The following is an 18,328-nucleotide window of genomic DNA, read 5'->3' on the forward strand; positions in this document are numbered from 1 at the left end:
TTGCTCCGCGGCAACTCTTTTTTTGTTCATTCTAGTAATGGTCTATCTAATACGTGTTAAAGGCCATCCCGCCAAGGATGGCCAAAAGTTTGCCGTTTCAAACAATGCGGAGATCCGAACTGTAAGTATCGAGTCGCTCGCCTTTATTTGCCGAGACTAATGATATACTCTACGGTTTGCGGATCAGAGTGGGAGAAAAATAAACTTTCTCCTGTATCGAGTGCAGCTATTTTCTCCATTTCCTCCGCTGTCAGAGTAAAGTCAAATACTTTATAGTTTTCTTCCATTCTATTCTTATTGACTGTTTTGGGAATAACTACTACGTCTCTCTGAATCAAGAAGCGCAAAGCAACCTGAGCTGTAGATTTGTTATATTTATCACCGATTTCTTGTAAGGTTGGGTTCGTGAATAAATTGTTTTTTCCTTCTGCAAAAGGACCCCAGGATTCAATCTGCGTATTGTATTTTTTCATAAGCTCATGTGCTGCTGCCTGCTGATTAAAGACATGAGTTTCCACCTGATTCACAGCTGGCACCACTTCGCTGAACTCAACTAGATCTACATATCTGTCCGGATAGAAGTTGCTAATCCCGATCGCTCTGATTTTACCCTCTTTATAGAGTTCCTCCATCGCACGGTACGTTCCATAGTAATCATTAAATGGTTGATGGATCAGGACCAGGTCTAGATAATTAAGCTGGAGTTTCTCCATGGATGTCTGGATGGATGCTTTTGCTTTGTCATAACCAGCATTGGAAATCCAAACTTTAGTGGTGATGAAGAACTCTTCTCTTGGCACTCCACTTTTTTTGATTGCGCGGCCTACTGCTTCTTCATTCTGGTAGACCTGTGCGGTATCAATGGAACGATAACCCACGCTAATCGCATCAAGTACGCATCTTTCACATTCCTCTGGATCTTGAATCTGATAAACCCCAAAGCCTAAGATTGGCATGCTTACTCCATTGTTTAAAGTAACAAATTCCATTTCAATTCCTCCAATTTTTTTGATTTATTGGTCTTTCAACTGCTACAATTAGCATATTACACCCTTCGTGTTACACGAAGGCAAGAGGAATCTGATTATTTTTTTATTAGGAGGAATTTCATGTACACGGTAAAAGAAGTAGCGAAAATGCTTGACTTAAGCGAGCATGCCATTCGGTTCTACACGGATAAAGGATTGATACCTAGCCTACTGCGAGATAAAAATAACAACCGGCTATTCAATGAGGAATCCGTCAATTGGCTTATTGGAGTAAAGATATTAAAACAATGCGGGATGTCTATCGAAGATATTAAAACCTATGCAGATCTTTGCATAAAAGGCGATTCTACCATTCAGGAACGCTACGAGATCATTATAAGGCAAAAAGAACATGCCCACTTTCAATTGCAGGCAACGAGAAAAACAGTTGATTATTTGGAAGCGAAATCCAACTATTACCTTAACATTATAGAGGGTGTAATTGCGGATAGCTCCAACCCCGCTAAATGGCCACTTAAGTATGAATTAAATGAAGTTTGGGACACGATCAAACAAGTTGGAGCCAAATGACGTTGTTCACGCAATTGCAAAGCAGGGCAGAAGGTAGTCAATAGTCACTGCTAGCTCATTGTCCGCCGGTAGATGATCCGAGAATCATGCTGATCAGTGCACTTAAGTCATCCTCCACAGAAAGCTCGCGAATGATCGTTGTCGGAAGTCCATCCTCCATGCGCCAGACGAAGTTATACAGAGCGGGTTTTCTTTCCTTTACTCGACGCAGAACGACCGATCCGTGATTATCATACACGGTCCCGGAAGGGCTGTGATATCGTTAAGCACAGCGGAAAGAGATTGCCCAAATGGCCGCCGTTCCTGGTTCATGCCAGGAACGTACCGCCTCCCTGTTCCTGGCGCCAGCCGGGAACTTTCCTTCTTCGGGGTCTTCCCGAAGGGCTTCGGAACACAAGGAGGAAAGCTGGCCGATGGAACCTACGAGCTCTTGGCCTGGTTGCTCTTCGTCAGGCTTAGAGCCAGTTGTTCGCTCGGCCGGCCCGACTGTATGAGCTGGGGGATCCAAAAAAAAAGCTTCTGCAGACCCTTATTGGGCTCACAGAAGCATTAGACTGTTTAACACGTATTCAAAAAAGATCCCGTTTTCTCTGCTCTAAATCCGCCGTTATTCCTTTGCCTCTACGCTCCTCGTACAATCCTCGCGTAGACTCCTTCAGATTCTCCAGCACCAGGTCCAGCATACGATCAGCTGCCGAAACAAAGAGCGGCCGGAGCAGATTCTTCGAATTTTCGAGACGAAGGCTGATAGCAACTGCGCTCTTTGTTCAAAGTGACCATTCAAAATTGGCAGCGGATGGCGTGTAAAGCGGATTGTTCTCCTTCAGCATCTCGATAAATTTTGCCAGTGCACCGGTCAGCAGCGAATCTTTATGGCGGATGAAAAAGGTTTTGGTGCTGCCGAACTCCGGCGGAACCGGAAAGGTCTTGAGCAGTCCTTTTTCCTCATAATTTTGGACCACGGAATGGGGCAGGAAGGCGACACCAAGGTCGGCAAGCACGCCTTGAATAATCGAATCCAGATAGTTGAAGTCCATGTACCGGACCTGACTGATTCCCTGAAACTTCAGCCAGCTTTCCAGCCGGCTCCGGTTGGGACAGCCGCTTGGATTCATCAGAAAAGGCTTGGCATAAAGGCTTTTGATATTCTTGTATTCGGGACGTGAAACGATAACCAGCTCTTCGGTGATCTCCAGCTCTTTTACGAGATTGCTGTCATTGATTTCCGGAAGCCTCACAAAAGCGCCATCCAGCTCATAATGGAGCACCTTACCGAGCAAACATTCCGCCTCTCCAGTAAACAGGGACAAATTCACGTCGGGATAGGATTTGTAGTACTGGGTCAGCAGCTTGGGAAGGTGGAGCGAGGAAATGTTGGCATACGCACCAAGCTCCAGATTGCCCGAAGGCAATTCCGTCTCGGCCATAAATTTCTCAGCCTGGTCCAGCAGATGCAAAATCTGCTCGGCATACGTCAGCAGCTTGCTGCCTGCAGGTGTCAGAATCATGCCGCGCTGCCGGTAAAATAACGCTGTCCCTACCTCCGACTCCAGCTGCTGTATACGGGCCGTCACATTTGACTGTACATAACCCAAAATCGCAGCTGCCTTCGTAATACTTCCCTCCCGGGCAACCGCCCGGAATATTCTCAGCTCTGCGCTCTCCATTTCATACTCCCCCTCACTTGTATCACTAAAAACGAAACATACTATCGTTTATATTCATTTTACGTGATGCAAGAAGCGCTGTAAACTACAGACGGGTCCTGAAAATGGAATAGCAGGCCTGAAGGAAGCGAGGCAATGGCTGACCGCACAAAGAAAATAAATTTACATTTGAGAGGAAGTGTCTATATGAAAACTTTAATTATTGTTGCACACCCCGATTTGCAGGCTTCGCGGATTAACCGCGCCTGGGTGGAGGAATTGTCCAAGCAGGAGAATGTAACGGTTCATTCCCTTTACAATGAATACCCGAGCGGAGCAATTGACGTCAAACACGAGCAGGAACTGTTGGACAGCCATGACCGGGTGATTTTTCAATATCCATTTTACTTTTACAGTACGCCGCCGCTTCTCACACAATGGTTTAATGATGTGCTTGAAGTAGGCTGGGCGTTTGGCCCAGGCGGGGACCATATGCGCGGCAAACAAATCGGCATTGCTATTTCGGCGGGCGGAACTGCCGCAGCCTATCAGGACGGGGGTCACAATTTGTTTACCATCCAGGACCTTACGAAGCCGATGGCTTCGATCGCCAATTACGTGCATGCAGATTATCTCCCGCTATTTGTTCTGCATGGCGTCAATAACGTGACAGACGAGGAGCTGGCAGCAAGCCGGGCCGCTTACGTCAACCATTTGGCTGCCGTAGAACCTGTTGTTTATAAATAAAGGAGATATGGTTTTAACTGAAGAAGCAGCGGATATTTCGGTATCCGCGGGATAAAACAACAAACAAGGGAGAGTGTGGATATGGCTATCATGAGAGAAATCAGCAAAGAACAGGTGCTGGCAGCAATGCAGAACAGACATGCGACAAAAGTGTTTGACTCGGCCCGGTTAATAAGCGGCTTGGATGCTCAGTATATTTTGGAAGCAGGCAGATTATCGCCAAGTTCCTTGGGCCTTGAGCCGTGGAAATTTGTCGTGGTGCAAAATCGTCAACTTAGGAACAAGCTCAAGCAGTTAGCGCCTGGGGCACAAGGAAAACTGGATACTGCCAGCCATTTTGTTATTATTTTGGCCAGAACAAATGTTCAGTATAATTCCCCTTATGTGCTGGATCATATGAGACAAGTACAGCAAATGCCGGAGGAGGTTGTACAATATATATCCGGTTTTTTAAAGGAGTTTCAACAAGTGCGCGGATTGCTGGACGATGCGCGGCTACTGTATGAATGGTCCGCAAAGCAAGCATATATTGCATTAGGCAATATGATGACGGCTGCAGCGTTAATCGGAATTGATTCATGCCCGATTGAGGGATTTGATAATGCGGAAGTTGACCGCATACTGGCAGATGAAGGCCTACTGGAGAACGGAAACTTTCAAAGTGCTGTTATGATGGCGTTAGGCTACCGGCAAGAAGAGCCAAAGCGTTCCAAAACGAGAAGTGATATAGAAAAGCTTGTAGCATGGCGCTGACAGAAGAGCCTTGTAAAAACCATGCCTTGGTATAAAATACAGATCGAATTGATAAACAGATATCCCTAAATAAAAGCAGTCCATCCTCCAATTTCACCATCCGTTTTACATTTACTACAAATGCAGTTAGGATCAGTACCATTTTATACGGGGATTCATATCGCGGGATAACATATGATACCTTCAAGATAAATATGATCTCTGATGAAGTGACTGAGATTGGAATAAAAGAAACTATTCGGAGACTCCACATAGTTGATTCAGAAGACGAGATTGAGAGCAAATACGGTCCGTCAATTGTTCTAGAGAAATTCGAAAATACCAAAGTCTATATTTACGCTTTTCCGGATAAACAACTGCAAATGAAAGTGAGAGATAGGAATTTCCTACTACAGGTAACATTCAGTTTTGATTCTGGAAGGCTACTTTTAAGTCGAGCTAAAGCGTCTTTCTTCTTTTTTAGGTACATCTTCGCAGACTTTACGTTAAGAGGAACGATAGTTAAATTTCAATTAAGCTGCGATTACAAAAACCGGGTTTCCTTGTAGGAGTAAAGGGGCCGGTTTTTTTCATGCAATGAATTGCTTAGCGTACGATTATTTTCATTTCGTGAGGCGATCCCTTTTTAGGCAGTTTAGCGATATGTAGACTGCGTATGTTCTTGAATGGATTCCTGACCAAGACGAGGAAACGTTCTCGATTCTTATCGACAATAAAATGATAATTTGTATTCATATCGATCCTTCACCTTGGAGCTGGTGGGAGCAGTTTTCCCTTAAAGGATATAAACAAAGAAAGATTGAGTAGGATACAACAGCATGAGGCTGCCGCGGAATTGATTGGCAGCCTTGCTTACACTATGGGTTCCGGCATTCCCGATATTCGAACTCGTCGATTTTGCCCGACGTTAGGAGATAATATATGGTCGCTTCTTTATGATATGAAGTTTGTCTCGATATGCGGTTGTTGCGCTGCAGAATATCAGAGTAGCGGGCCGGATAATCATAGTGCACAAGATGATTTGCCGCCGTAACGTCGAGACCGGTGTTGACGGAATCCGTAATAAGCAGAACGGTGGATTCCGGGATTTTATTAAATCTGTCAATCATCTCATTGACCTCATGGATGGAAAGCTGTGTCGTAATAATAAAAACGCCTTTGATGTCCTCGTCCGCAGAAAGCTCGTCTAATAACAGGGATGTGACGGCATTCGATTTGGAGATGACGACCGCCTTTTCCCTTCTGTCACTTACATCTCGGATGATGGACCTCAGCATGTTCATTTTTTGCGGATTCTGGTTGCACATAAGCGCCATTTGCTCTTTAATCGCCATGAGCTGTTTTTTTTCATGAATGGAGGAGGCCCGGCTATTTCGCTCGGAAGCCGTAAAGTAATTATTCAAAAGCTTCAAGTATTCGGTTTCATTTTCGGGCTCCAAGGATACGACGATCTGTTTTTCAGTAATGTTCATGATATCAGTCATCCTTCCTGCTCTTCTTATTCTTTGAATATTAGCAATGTAACTTATGATACGGTTCTCTCGACGAAACGACAAGCTTCATAAAATGGAATTTTACAACGCGACGGTAAGAAATATTACCCTGGCTAATGAAAAATATACATCGCTGATGTACTTGCTGAACACATGGTATGCCCTCAAAATGATTTTGGTCGAGGAAGCGCCCGGTTATGTGTAGGACCGGAGCGCAAGCGTTTTGTATGGCAGGGGCTGCGTATCTGATTCAGGAGATACTCGAGACAGGTGTGACTGTCTCCTCATTCCGCGAATCGAACAGCCACTACGCTATGCAGTACAGTATGTGGACGCAAGTACTCGGCTCCTTTACAACACGACCGCATAAGACAAGGCTTTCGGATACTTCGGTACATTGAAGGAAACTCTTTATGATAGGCATTCATTGAGCTAACTGGGAACTTTAGCTCAACAATAAGACGGCTGCCTACAATCAATCGGCAGCTGTTTTCATTGAACGATTAAGCAGGATAACGGAATTGATTTGTAGAAAAAACCTATACATGAAAGTGACAAAAGTAGTGGGGTGTGGATTCCAGATCTCGCAGATGATGCAGGATCATATGTCTACCCTCTCTGGCGATTTTCTGTCTGGACAATTCTACCGGCAGTTGAATAAAGCGGATGTGACAATTCAACCAACGCTTGATAGGATTGCGTTTGCGGAAATGCTATGCTGTTTCCGACAGTGCGCACTGTACATTTTGTTTTATCGGAGGTATACGATGCTCGACTTGCGTAAAATTGGAGCTTATATTTCGAAGCTTCGCAAAGACCAGGATCTGACCCAATTGGAACTTGCCGATCAACTGAATGTAAGTCATCAAGCGGTATCGAAATGGGAACGGGGCGACTCGCTACCGGATATCGGAACGCTTCCGCAGTTAGCGAGGTTATTCGGCAAAACGGTAGACGACATTTTAAATGCAGGAGACAACGCAGAAATTCGGGAGCACCATCACCTGGGAACGATCGTTGAGGAGATCGCAGAGAACAGACCGGTACAAGTTGCAGAGATGGTCAATACCGGAGAGGTGAAGGTGGAAGAGCTTGTACAAGTAGCGCCGTTTGTAAAGGCAAGCACTCTGCATAAGGTTACAGAACGATTAGACAGCAGCGTCCTTAAGTTAGACGTGATCATGCGGCTGGCTCCGTTCCTTGGAACAGATACATTGGATGAACTCGTTCGTCAGGCAGAAGAAGGAGAAATTGTGTGGAATGCCATTACTGGACTCGCTCCGTTCGTCAGCAGCGACACATTAAGCCGACTGGTAGATAAATCGATTGACGGTTCCTTAGAAGTTCACAATCTTGTTGGAATTGCCCCGTTTCTTAGAAGAGAACATGTAGATCGGTTGGTACTAGAAGCCGATGAGGGCAGCTTGAGCTGGCATTCCATTCAAGGTCTGGCACCCTTTATTAGCAAAGAAACATTAAGTCGTTTGGTAGACCGGGTTGTAGACGGAACCATCGATGCGAACCGGATCATAAGTCTCGCACCTTTTCTTGACAGGGAGCAAGTGGATCGGTTGGTACTAGAAGCCGAAGAGGGCAGCTTGAGCTGGCATACCGTTCAAGGTCTGGCACCCTTTATTAGCAGAGAAACATTAAGTCGTTTGGTAGACCGGGTTGTAGACGGCACCATCGATGCGAACCGGATCATAAGTCTCGCACCTTTTCTTGACAGGGAAAATCTCGAGAAGTTGATTGGTGGAGTCGAAGCTGAACAGCTTAGCCCGGATCTGCTGGCAAGTCTTGCTCCTTTCGTCGATCAAGGTACATTGAGTAGAATGGTGACAAACTTATTAAATAAAGTAAAGTAGACATGTATATCGGAAAACGGAGATCGAAGATTGGTGATGCATAGATTGTCGGCGATCCCCAAAGCTACCGGCTTGAAATTCGGTAGCTTTTTGTTTGGATTTTCGGATCATTGCGAACTAGCAATACACAGACTGCGGCTGTGTAGCTGTCATTAAATTACTATCAATTGTGTAAATACACATCAGAGTCCATCTATCTCCCAGATAGAACGTCAAGCTCTTTAAATGCCACTTCTTTGTTGCGCTAAACATTCCTGTATAGCCTAAGAAATGGGCTTTATCAAAAAAGGAGCGCCTCGGTATGATAGGTTTGTCGAAGGGTAAATACCCACACCATCAAGGAGGTGCTCTTATTATGAAGTTTAAGCAATCAGACGGACAAAATCAACGTATTGAACGTATTACCACTTCACGGGCTTTTTGCACTTCTGGATACCCATATATTTCTTTACCTACAATTTAATTAATTCCACTAAAAAGTTATCTGCTAAGAAGCAATTATGGTCTATATCTGAGAAAATGAGAGCATTTAAGAGCAAAGTGATTCTCCATAGAGGGAGGCAGGTTACTGCCTTTTTTTTGTTTTTATCGCTTGACTTGGTGTTTACACCAAGTTGTAACATGAGTGAAGTAATGATCAAAAGCGTAATGATGTAACGTCATTACGCTCAAAAAATAGAAGGAGAGGTGAGAAGAAATGTCCGTACAAATGAAGAAGGTAGCGTTGATTTCGGGAGGCAACAGAGGGCTTGGTTTTGAAACGGCGCGTCAATTGGGGAGTCTAGGGTATACGGTGTTGCTAGGAGCGAGAAACAAGGAAAAAGGGGAAGAAGCGGCAGCAAAACTGCAAGACCAAGAAATTGATGCGCATTGTATCGAACTGGATGTGACCGAACAAGCCACCATTGACGCTGCAGCCCGAAAAATAACAACAGAGTATGGAAAACTGGATGTGTTGATAAACAACGCAGGAATTGGTGTTATTCATAAATTTACGGATCTGAGCGTAGCGGATTTAAAGAGATCATTCGATACGAACTTTTTTGGCGCATTCGCGGTCAGCCAAGCGATGCTCCCCCTCATCGAAAACTCGGATGCCCCGCGGATTGTCAATATTTCCAGCTCCATAGGATCTATAACGCTGCATAGCGACCCGGCCAGTGGCGTATATCCTTTTAAGGCATTGGCTTATAGTTGTTCCAAAACTGCACTGAATCAGCTTACGACTCATCTTGCTTTTACATTGAAACATACTCCTGCTAAAGTAAATTCCGTTTGCCCAGGTTTTGTTGCTACCGATTTCAATAACGGATACGGTGACCTAACGCCGGAACAAGGTTCCCGAATCATTGTCCATTACGCTACTCTTGCACAAGAGGGACCCACAGGGGGATACTTCAATGAGCAAGGCGTTATTCCTTGGTGATTTTATTTCAAGAAGATGGGAAGGTCTAAGGATGAGCAATTCAGCCGCTTTTTCAATCAAGGAAATTTCAAGAATGACCGAATTAACAGAGGATGCTCTCCGCTATTACGAGAAGATCGGATTGCTTCCTAGGGCGAAAAGAAGAGACAACGGTCGGCGAATGTATCACCAGGAAGATATACAGTTAATGGAGCTCATTATTTGCCTGAAGAAGATGGGCGTACCTCTTAAAAATATCAAAGAGTTTGCATCGCTCTCTTATGTGGAAGATATTGTGTCCGTACCCGAAGTGTATGATAAAGTTCTAGGGTACAGAAAGAAGATCCAGGACCAAATCGATCACTTACAAAAAATTTTGGGTGTACTGGATTATAAAATTGCGAATAAGAAAAGCCTGCTTAAGGATTTGCAACATTAGATTTCGTAGATTGCTTGGATTGGTGCTGTAAAAAAGCAGGAGCATCGTATGCAATGACAGAACTCCATGAAAGAAGGATACCAGTGTTGGGGATTGACCAGGTAGCCTGTTCAGCTAAAGGGGAACGATACTTCAATAAAACAGCAGCAGTCTAGGACTTATTTTCTCGTCCATGGCTGCTGCTGTTTCGTTTTTTTGGGTCAGTCTAATACTTTATTTTCACTGAACATCGATGCCATCCTGTGATTTGGTTGACCGGGTCGTAGACACACTTTAAAGCTATTACCTTTGAACTAAAAAAGGACAGCCGATCACAAGATCAGCTGTCCTTTTTTTGAAGGGTGTTGAATCATTATCGGATGGCAATTATCTCGGCAAGACAGCGTAAATCGCGGATTTTTGATGTTATGGGATAATGTTGCTGTTAAGTCACGAAATACAACTTTGTACTCAATTATTGACTAGTTAACAATCATCAAACAAAACTGAACTATGCTAGTACTGAATCAATTAAATAGAAAGAGGAGAGAGTGAAGTTGAAAAAAAGGTTGCTTATATCCACTATTATTGCTCTAACTATGATGTTTAGTCTGGCTTACGGTGCCTGGGCTGCATCTAATCCGCAGCTTAACGACAGCTCGAAACAAGTGAAACAGGATAATCATGGACAGTCTAAGAAAATAACTCCGTTGGGATTTTCGTCTACCGTACGAGCGTCGGACACATTTTCGTTTAAGACATCTTCAACGATTGATCTATTGAATATTACCAGCGGCAGTGTTCCACCTTATATCACTATAACGGATGGAAAGGATAAACTAGATTTGTCTCATGCTAAAATTAGTGTGCTCAAAGGCACTGATGGAATAGCTTACGCGATAACGAATTTACCTGCCGTAAATAAAGCTAAATCCTACGAGTTGCAAATTAGCAATTCTAAAATTTCTTTGAAAAAAGCTGCTTTTAAACCGGCTAATTCTTCAAACACTAATCTGAGAATGCTAAATAACGCCATTCACCTATCAAGCATCGACAACGCAAATAGCTCAATTTATATGATACCTCAATATGATGTTGAACAATTGCTTGCTGAAATCGACTCAACGGACAATTCGATTCAACAATATTCCGTTACAGATCGTTCGGGAAACGAAAAAAGGATATCTGATGAAATCTTGAATAATGATAGACTAACTGTAGTTGCTGAAGACGGAACATCCAAATCGTATACCATCCAACTATCAACTTTAAAAGCCAACCTCCAGCAATATACGGCAGGTCAAACCCAAGATATAATATTGGAATATTCTATCAATAGAACCACTCCGGAAAGAAAATATTTATACGGAACGTTAACCTTTCATTTGCCGGACGGAATAACAGCTTCCCCTACCGATACGTTCGATTTAATTGGCCGCGGCTTCGTACAATTAAATGATGCGGCTATCGCTTCCGCAAAAGACTATAACCATTCGGGAAGAAACTGGGTTAGAGATATAAATTCAAATGAAGATTTACGAACAAAAGTGGCCATAACGGACGGTGGAAAAACGGTTTCTATAAAGGATACCGATTTTAGCGCATACAATGGCGTTGACGTTACACTTGTTTTGAAAAACAAAAAAATGCCAAGTCATGGCGGAACTTTCAGTGCAACTTTTAGCGGCAAGGCTTATTCAGGAACACCCCGCGAAGCGGATTATACGGAAACAGGAACGGCAAAATTCAATATCACTACTAATGTAACAAATTTAGTCAGAAAAGCAGCTGATGTCTCCTATAACACCCCAACAACCGTTGTGCTGGAAGCTGATTCATTGAATAAACAAGCAAGCGTTTATGCAAGTTTAGACAAAGGTTTAACTTGGGTGAACACAGGAACCGTATTCAAATCACAACAAGCGGTACTCTCGAACCTATTACCGGAGACAAACTATTCCTTTAAGCTAGTCACATCCGATGGAAGTTCAAACATGGTAAGCTATTATTCAGGTCAATATGACGTAACGAATTTTGGTGCAGTTGCCGACGCAAAGGTATCGGACAGCGCGGGTGACATTATGAAATATACCGGATCAGATAATGCTGCCGCTATCAATGCGGCAATTGTTGCAGCAAGTAAAAATGGCGGCGGAACGGTTTACTTCAAAGGAGACTCGAACTTCGCCTCTAACAGCATCCATTTAAGAAGCAACGTACATTTATATTTGGACAAAAACGCTCAGCTTATCGCTTTAGACCATATCGACGCAAGAGAAGCTCCTTTAAATTATCCCTTCGCATTGGGGCAGGATGACGGTCATGGCTATTGGGAAGACGCTCTTATGTGGGGCATTCGCGTAGAGAATATCAAAATCATCGGCAATTCGGCCAAAATTTACGGAAATATGAATTTATATACGGGATATAGCGATCCTTATGTTGCTGGTAACGGAACCAAAACCATTTCGCTCAAGCTATCCAAAAATATCGTGATTGGCGGAATGGACGAGGATCATCTTTTAACCATCGAACAAGGCGGCTGGTTTTCTGTACTAACAACCGGATGCGATAACATTAGAGTTCAAAATATATTATTGCCTGACTCTACTTCCGGTCGTCAAAGAGACACATTCAACTTTATGCAAAATAGCGACGCATCCGCTTATAACATTACAACTCTGAAATCCAGCAATGACGTTGCAAAATTAGGAAGCGACTTTTCTTTAGGATTTATTAGACATGTTTCTAATATCGATATTGAAAAAATCGTTGCTGGTGACATCGCAGGCGGAAATGTGTTCCAGTTAGGCTCGGAAACCGTTGGAGATATGGAAAATATAACTGCAAAAAATTTAAGTCTTACAACAAATGCGAACAAAACCGGTGTTGCCATCTGGGTTAACGACGGTTCAAACGTAAGTAACGTAACCTTATCCGATTTACATTTAGAAAACACATCCGGCGGTATTGCTTTCGGCGTGTCTCCTCGATTTGAAGGTGCCGGACTTGACGAAGATGGAAGTCTTCAAACAGCAAGGCTGCCTCTTGGAATAAGAAGACCCGGTTCAATTTCAAACGTAACGGTAGATGGGGCTGTTTTATCCAAGAACGCAGGAGGAGATGGGGCATTCCCCATTGTGATTCAAGGATATAAACGGTTTCCAAGCACCGGATCCGCAGGCCAGGTTGACGTTGGTTCCGTAGGAACGATTGTAGATGGAGAAACGTATCCCGTTCGAAATATAACGATTAAAAACCTTGATCTTACTGCATCCTATAATCCTGCTAAACCTGCTTCCAAGCCCGTGCTATCAAACACGACGGAAGTTATAGCCGAAGCTAAAAATGGGGGGAACTATCGAACATCGTCCTATTCAAATGCGAGCTCATTCCCTGCATATGGCATACTTATGAAATACGTCGACCATGTCACGATTCAAGACAGTTCAATAAAATATGAAGACACGTTAAAAAATGACCGATTTGCGATTGTTGTTGATAATGGAACTGACGTTAATTTAAGCAACCTAAATATTTTACAAGGCGGGTTAATCGGCAGTGCTGTACAAGTTAGAGGTACCTCAAGTTATCATTTTAGCAATATCGGTGTTAAAACGTTCAATAAAAACTATAAAACGCAAACCGCAACTGTGTATCCTGATGCAAATGGCAGTACCAAGTTCGATAGTTCCGTACAGGCAAATTTATCGCAGTCCTACGTTTTCCCGAGCATTGTCTCTGACACAACCGTAGATATTGCCTATACAAGCACGCATATTAATTCCATTTCAAGCCGTGCAATTGACATTAAGGCTGGGACAACGGCTGGTAATGTGTTGGACGAGTTAATATCCCTGAATGGTGTTCAGACGATTTCCGTTGTAGATGGTAGTGGCCATCCCGTTGCTTCAACCGAAGCTATTACAACAGATCATTGTCTTAAAGTGACTTCAGCCGAAGGAATCCAAACGATCATGCCGTTTTCAATTGATGGTGCCATTTCCTCTGTTACGGATCTAGATCGTGTATCACTACATGAAGTCGCTTAACCGCAACTCTAGTCCTTTTATGGGGACGAGTACAACGACATAATAATTCCGCTTTAGAACCTTGATAAAATCAAGGTTCTTTTTCATTTGTACGTATATTATTTATGGTAATTTTTGGGTGTAAAAATCCCTATATACTGCGCCAGCGACAAAAGAAGCCCAAAAAGTAATTCAACTAATGCACCGTGATGGTTGGAGTCAGACTAACGGTTGGGCTCTAAAGGCAAGCCGAAAGAAGGGTGCCAATTCCATTAGAACTGAGCACCTTTCTTGTTATTGAGTTTCTATTTAATACGAGTGAACGTTTGACCAGCCAACTCTAGTGTATCACCGTTAACAACAAATTCGACCGTACTATTAGACATGTCCGCAACGATACGAATATGGGACGAGTCAACGATCAAGTAGTTCCCAGCCGCTTGACCAGCGCGATATAATACACCGTCGGTGGTCAACTCCATTACTGTTCCTTTGCTCGATTCGGTCCAAGAGCCGACTAGCTTAGATGCGATATCCGCGCTTGCCGAAACGGCAGGAGATAGGACCAGATCATATCCTCTAGCTGTCATATGCTCGACGATTGCCTTGTAACTTGCGTTATCTGGTGTGCCTGCTCCAAATGGATTATCCTTCTTTACTCGAAGGACGTACGCGTACTCTCCTTTGGTTCCCAACAAAGAGTCTTTAACATCATGGTTCTCAGTATTCCAGTTTGCCTGATCAATAACCTCTACTGTAGCAACAATTCGTGCTTCAGGTGATGCTACATCTTGAGGCAAGTAAAGTAAGTCGATTGCGCTAAGAGTGCCCACCGTCAATGCCCCAGACATAATTCCGTCCGCGACCGATTCCGCCGGCCATACTGTCGGACGAAGCTTGCCGCCAAACGATGCTGGAATCTGCAAGGAATAACCGTACTTATCCAAAATCAATTGTTCATCTGCTCGATACTCAAGATATTCGCTTTTTGGGGTGAAATATGCCGTCTGTGATGATCCTTCCCAATAGACGTCATAACCGAGTTGTCCGGCTACGCTGCGAACGGGTAAATATGTGCGGTTGTTATAAACGAGAGGCGTCACTGCCGAGCCGTTGTCATCTTTTAATTCGACTTGGCTACCGCCTACATTGATGTTGACGGACGGGTTTAAGAATGCCTTCACTTGGGTCAATTGACCAGATGCGTATACACCAGCCGCGATCCCTAACGTCATGGTCGCTGTTAACCCTGCAGCAATAACAGTTTTTTTCATCATAAATGTTACCTCCGTAAGCTTATTGTGGTTTGTACATAGCTATAACGGGTAGCCTTATGATAAAGTTTGGTAGATTTCTCCGATAAGGAATTATTTTAAATATTCTTGATCGCCCTGAATATCAGCTAATACCTCTGTCGGTATAACGAATTCAATGATACCCATCGATCCGGGAGCGACAGCGTACTTATCAAAGGAAATGACCAGTTTGTTATCATGATTAATATAAAAATTTTGATCTTTCTCAATCGATTTAAAATTCATGTCTGACTCTTGCTGTCCATTTCCGGAAACCCAGAAAAACAAGTTCTTGTTTTGTTTCATTCTCGCTATCATTTGTTCCTTGATGTTGTTGCTGATGATTTCGATATACTGTTCGTCTTTAAATAGACTCGAGAGCGTGATGAGCACATGGTTCTCTTTGTCGACCGTGTCGTATTTGAATGTTGTAGAGGAAGAACCTACGGTATTTACGACATAGCGTCCAACGCATAACAAACGATCCGTATCTGTTTTGACAACATAACCGCTTTCCACACCAGCTTCTCCACCTCCGTTTTTCTTCAAGTCTTCTACTTCAACCATAAATTCCGTGTAAAGCCGCTTGCTCTCCACAGAATATTTGTCATTCAATTGATTTTCTAACGACTTGTCACCAAGATCGGAAATTGCCGGTACTTGAATATGGGCTTTATAGGATGATTCATTAACCTTGTATTCTCGGATAGTAAGTACTTTAGCAAGGGGGCCGATTACAGGCCACTTCGAAGATGCATTTGCAAACGAGGGACTTATGTTTAAAGCGGAAATAAACAAGGTAACAATTGCTGCAGTAGCAGAGATCCATCGAATTCGCAGCATTTTCTTATGGATATGCTTGCGATATGCTTCTTCTACAATGATGTCCAGACCCTCGGGGACAGGTATTTCGCTATATTGTCGCTTTAGTTCAATCATCTTGTTATCCATTGCCATCCACCTTTCAAGTTTTCATCGTTCATGAATAACCGTAATTTTCGTAAAGCTTCATACAATCGTGTTTTGATTGTGTTAACATTTTCGTTCAAGACATGTGCGATTTCTTCAATTTTCATGTCTTCAAAGTAGCGGAGAACAACTACACTTCGATATAGAGGAGGGAGCAAATTTATCGCATGCTCCAAATCAAAGTCTCTATAGGCATCATGTGTACTTAAACCATAAGTTTCGAGTGTCACTTCATCGTAAGGAACACTATTTTTCCTTTTTCTCAAAAAGTCTAACGCAGTGTTTATCACAATTCGATAAAACCAGCTCTTTACATGGGAAACATCTTTGAGTGACTTCGAAGCTGCTAGAGCTTTATGAGTGGCTTCTTGAAAAATGTCCCGTGCGTCATCGGGATTTCTGACGTATGTATATGCCAAACGATAAGCGTTATCTTTGTGTTGTAAAATGCATTGCAACACTTCCTTTGAAGAAGGGGAAGCAAACATGACGAATAAACTCTCCTTTACGATAAGGGACGTAAAACTATAACGTTCCATGCCGGCAAAAAGTTTGGTGTGGAGATATTTACCTGCTGCTTCGAGATGCAGGACTTCAATATGGCTGTGAATTAAATTACGGAAATGATTCGGCTTCTAGAGCGCAGCCGAATGAGCTTCGAAGTGTGAACCGGATCTCATTCTCGACTGAACTGAGTTTCTGTATTTTTCTAAGCTTGAAAACGATCAGATTGTTCGGAGTTTCTGCGATGAGGGCATCGGTTTATCGTCTTAATTAATCGAAACTGGTGGAAGATGTGTACAGCTGTCAACTTAAAAATGCACGATTTATTAAGCTATCTGGGAACGTTAGCTCAATAAAAACAGTGCAGCAGCCGGTCAGTATTGACCGGCTGCTGACGTTTCTCAACTGTGGGTATTTGAATGCTTGGTTCAAAATATAATTGGGATTTTCTTGTCGTTGTAAAAGCATTTCTACGCAAAGCGGCTGTGCGGGCTTAAACCCTGCACAGCCGCTTTTTTTACTTGTTTTTTACCATTTAAGAATACGGGTTAAACCTCAAACGGAGCATTTCAAATGATTCTGGAGAAGCAGAGTTTATTCTTACGATGTAGCTTCTTTGCAGAAAGCTTGCTGCTTTAACCCTACACCGAAGACGTTGTCTTATAAACTTCCCGTATTGCGTCTTCGACGTTTGGTTCTTTTACGCTAATATCTTGAATCGGCAGCTTTTGCGATAAGGCGGCGATTAGCTCTGAGGCGGAGATGGCTTCCTTCTCGAATTGGTACCATATCTTGAGCCCCTCTTGTTTGATCACGATGGCGTTAGGGGTGGACAGATCAGCGCAAGGCTTCTGAAGCTCGACAACTAGCATGCGGTGAGGCGTTAACTTGTGAATGATGGACTCGATGGGGCCGTCCTCTACGATTTTGCCATTGTTCACGACGATAATCCTGCTGCAGAGCTGCTCAACATCATCGAGATCATGGGTAGTTAGAATAACGGTTACCCCACGCGTACGATTAATCTCCTTAATAAAATTACGAATAGCCAGCTTTGCATCCGCATCTAGTCCAATCGTAGGTTCATCTAGGAACAATACGGATGGAGAGTGGAGCATGGCAGCCGCAATATCACCACGCATACGTTGACCAAGGGAAAGCTGGCGCACCGGTGTATTAATAAAATCCTGCAGCTTCAGCACATCCGTCAATATCGCGAGATTCTGCTCATATTCCGCCTGATTGATCTGGTAGATTCTTCGCAGCAGCTCAAACGATTCGCCAAGCCGCAAATCCCAATAAAGCTGAGTCCGCTGTCCGAATACGACGCCAAGTTTGCGGACAACGGCTTTTCGGTCGGCCTGCGGGGAAATGCCGCATACCTTTATGGACCCAGCGGTTGGATGGAGAATGCCGGTCAGCATCTTAATCGTGGTGCTTTTGCCAGCGCCGTTTGGACCAATGTAGCCAACGATTTCGCCAGGAGCGATAGAGAAGCTTATCCCATTTACGCCGTTAAATTTCGTTTTCTTAGGGAAGAGAAGACTCTTGAGCGAGCCGCGCAGCCCGCTTTCTTTCTTCACGATGATATATTCTTTCACGAGATCATTTACTTCAATAACGGCATCCATTCTCGTCATTGC

The 18,328-nt window shown here is 43.5% G+C and carries 15 protein-coding genes; 8 read left to right on the forward strand and 7 right to left on the reverse strand.

The annotated features are described in order from the left end of the window. Positions 1 to 143: 143 nt before the first annotated feature. Positions 144 to 989 (reverse strand): aldo/keto reductase, encoded by an 846-nt coding sequence (locus FHS17_RS11920; protein ID WP_167278618.1) that lies wholly within the window; start codon positions 987 to 989, stop codon positions 144 to 146. Between the two features lie 120 nt (positions 990 to 1,109). Here FHS17_RS11920 and FHS17_RS11925 point away from each other — a divergent pair, with 120 nt between their 5' ends. Beyond that, positions 1,110 to 1,559, forward strand: a complete 450-nt coding sequence (locus FHS17_RS11925) for a MerR family transcriptional regulator (RefSeq protein WP_167278619.1) — start codon at positions 1,110 to 1,112, stop codon at positions 1,557 to 1,559. A 767-nt stretch (positions 1,560 to 2,326) separates the two neighbouring features. Here FHS17_RS11925 and FHS17_RS11930 read toward each other — a convergent pair. Next, positions 2,327 to 3,226 carry a LysR family transcriptional regulator gene (locus FHS17_RS11930; protein WP_167278620.1) on the reverse strand — a complete coding sequence of 300 codons (900 nt, stop codon included), beginning with the start codon at positions 3,224 to 3,226 and terminating at the stop codon, positions 2,327 to 2,329. A gap of 186 nt (positions 3,227 to 3,412) precedes the next feature. Here FHS17_RS11930 and FHS17_RS11935 point away from each other — a divergent pair, with 186 nt between their 5' ends. Together FHS17_RS11935 and FHS17_RS11940 are read left to right on the forward strand one after the other, a co-directional pair. After that, positions 3,413 to 3,952 carry an NAD(P)H-dependent oxidoreductase gene (locus FHS17_RS11935; RefSeq protein WP_167278621.1) on the forward strand — a complete coding sequence of 180 codons (540 nt, stop codon included), beginning with the start codon at positions 3,413 to 3,415 and terminating at the stop codon, positions 3,950 to 3,952. 81 nt (positions 3,953 to 4,033) lie between these two features. Beyond that, positions 4,034 to 4,705 (forward strand): NAD(P)H-dependent oxidoreductase, encoded by a 672-nt coding sequence (locus tag FHS17_RS11940; protein ID WP_167278622.1) that lies wholly within the window; start codon positions 4,034 to 4,036, stop codon positions 4,703 to 4,705. 857 nt (positions 4,706 to 5,562) lie between these two features. Here the strand turns inward: FHS17_RS11940 and FHS17_RS11945 are convergent. Next, positions 5,563 to 6,177: a helicase-related protein gene (locus tag FHS17_RS11945; protein ID WP_243865305.1), complete on the reverse strand. Its 615-nt coding sequence runs from the start codon at positions 6,175 to 6,177 to the stop codon at positions 5,563 to 5,565. Positions 6,178 to 6,395: 218 nt separating this feature from the next. Between FHS17_RS11945 and FHS17_RS11950 the strand changes: the two genes are divergently transcribed. The 5 genes from FHS17_RS11950 (at position 6,396) to FHS17_RS11970 (ending at position 13,938) form a co-directional block, all read left to right on the forward strand. After that, a complete protein-coding gene (locus FHS17_RS11950; protein WP_167278623.1) occupies positions 6,396 to 6,599 on the forward strand; it encodes a hypothetical protein in 204 nt (67 codons plus the stop codon). 144 nt (positions 6,600 to 6,743) lie between these two features. Next, on the forward strand, positions 6,744 to 8,063 hold the full coding sequence (locus FHS17_RS11955) for a helix-turn-helix transcriptional regulator (RefSeq protein ID WP_167278624.1): 1,320 nt from the start codon (positions 6,744 to 6,746) through the stop codon (positions 8,061 to 8,063). A 697-nt stretch (positions 8,064 to 8,760) separates the two neighbouring features. Beyond that, positions 8,761 to 9,489 (forward strand): SDR family oxidoreductase, encoded by a 729-nt coding sequence (locus tag FHS17_RS11960; RefSeq protein ID WP_167278625.1) that lies wholly within the window; start codon positions 8,761 to 8,763, stop codon positions 9,487 to 9,489. Continuing rightward, entirely contained in the window at positions 9,464 to 9,907 is a 444-nt protein-coding gene (locus tag FHS17_RS11965; RefSeq protein ID WP_243865306.1) for a MerR family transcriptional regulator, read from the forward strand. Before FHS17_RS11960 ends, FHS17_RS11965 begins: the two co-directional genes overlap by 26 nt. A gap of 536 nt (positions 9,908 to 10,443) precedes the next feature. Further along, a complete protein-coding gene (locus tag FHS17_RS11970) occupies positions 10,444 to 13,938 on the forward strand; it encodes a hypothetical protein (protein WP_167278626.1) in 3,495 nt (1,164 codons plus the stop codon). A 284-nt stretch (positions 13,939 to 14,222) separates the two neighbouring features. Here FHS17_RS11970 and FHS17_RS11975 read toward each other — a convergent pair whose 3' ends face one another. The 4 genes from FHS17_RS11975 to FHS17_RS11990 all read right to left on the reverse strand — a co-directional run bounded on the left by FHS17_RS11975 (position 14,223) and on the right by FHS17_RS11990 (position 18,325). Continuing rightward, entirely contained in the window at positions 14,223 to 15,194 is a 972-nt protein-coding gene (locus FHS17_RS11975) for a stalk domain-containing protein (RefSeq protein ID WP_167278627.1), read from the reverse strand. Positions 15,195 to 15,284: 90 nt separating this feature from the next. Then, positions 15,285 to 16,163 carry an anti-sigma-V factor RsiV gene (gene rsiV / locus FHS17_RS11980; protein ID WP_167278628.1) on the reverse strand — a complete coding sequence of 293 codons (879 nt, stop codon included), beginning with the start codon at positions 16,161 to 16,163 and terminating at the stop codon, positions 15,285 to 15,287. Beyond that, complete coding sequence (locus tag FHS17_RS11985) at positions 16,148 to 16,669, reverse strand: RNA polymerase sigma factor (RefSeq protein WP_167278629.1); 522 nt, start codon at positions 16,667 to 16,669, stop codon at positions 16,148 to 16,150. The genes rsiV and FHS17_RS11985 overlap by 16 nt, the downstream gene beginning before the upstream one ends. A gap of 657 nt (positions 16,670 to 17,326) precedes the next feature. Further along, positions 17,327 to 18,325 carry an ABC transporter ATP-binding protein gene (locus FHS17_RS11990; RefSeq protein ID WP_243865307.1) on the reverse strand — a complete coding sequence of 333 codons (999 nt, stop codon included), beginning with the start codon at positions 18,323 to 18,325 and terminating at the stop codon, positions 17,327 to 17,329. Positions 18,326 to 18,328: the final 3 nt, after the last annotated feature.

Origin of the sequence: Paenibacillus lupini, from assembly GCF_011761355.1 — a bacterium.
GTDB lineage: Bacteria > Bacillota > Bacilli > Paenibacillales > Paenibacillaceae > Pristimantibacillus > Pristimantibacillus lupini.

Excerpts from the sequence above, each read along its gene's own strand:
- FHS17_RS11920 (WP_167278618.1), bottom strand. The coding sequence starts at position 989 with ATGGAATTTGTTACTTTAAACAATGGAGTAAGCATGCCAATCTTAGGC.
- FHS17_RS11925 (WP_167278619.1), top strand. The coding sequence starts at position 1,110 with ATGTACACGGTAAAAGAAGTAGCGAAAATGCTTGACTTAAGCGAGCAT.
- FHS17_RS11930 (WP_167278620.1), bottom strand. The coding sequence starts at position 3,226 with ATGGAGAGCGCAGAGCTGAGAATATTCCGGGCGGTTGCCCGGGAGGGA.
- FHS17_RS11935 (WP_167278621.1), top strand. The coding sequence starts at position 3,413 with ATGAAAACTTTAATTATTGTTGCACACCCCGATTTGCAGGCTTCGCGG.
- FHS17_RS11940 (WP_167278622.1), top strand. The coding sequence starts at position 4,034 with ATGGCTATCATGAGAGAAATCAGCAAAGAACAGGTGCTGGCAGCAATG.
- FHS17_RS11945 (WP_243865305.1), bottom strand. The coding sequence starts at position 6,177 with ATGAACATTACTGAAAAACAGATCGTCGTATCCTTGGAGCCCGAAAAT.
- FHS17_RS11950 (WP_167278623.1), top strand. The coding sequence starts at position 6,396 with ATGTGTAGGACCGGAGCGCAAGCGTTTTGTATGGCAGGGGCTGCGTAT.
- FHS17_RS11955 (WP_167278624.1), top strand. The coding sequence starts at position 6,744 with ATGAAAGTGACAAAAGTAGTGGGGTGTGGATTCCAGATCTCGCAGATG.
- FHS17_RS11960 (WP_167278625.1), top strand. The coding sequence starts at position 8,761 with ATGTCCGTACAAATGAAGAAGGTAGCGTTGATTTCGGGAGGCAACAGA.
- FHS17_RS11965 (WP_243865306.1), top strand. The coding sequence starts at position 9,464 with ATGAGCAAGGCGTTATTCCTTGGTGATTTTATTTCAAGAAGATGGGAA.
- FHS17_RS11975 (WP_167278627.1), bottom strand. The coding sequence starts at position 15,194 with ATGATGAAAAAAACTGTTATTGCTGCAGGGTTAACAGCGACCATGACG.
- rsiV (WP_167278628.1), bottom strand. The coding sequence starts at position 16,163 with ATGGATAACAAGATGATTGAACTAAAGCGACAATATAGCGAAATACCT.
- FHS17_RS11985 (WP_167278629.1), bottom strand. The coding sequence starts at position 16,669 with ATGTTTGCTTCCCCTTCTTCAAAGGAAGTGTTGCAATGCATTTTACAA.
- FHS17_RS11990 (WP_243865307.1), bottom strand. The coding sequence starts at position 18,325 with ATGACGAGAATGGATGCCGTTATTGAAGTAAATGATCTCGTGAAAGAA.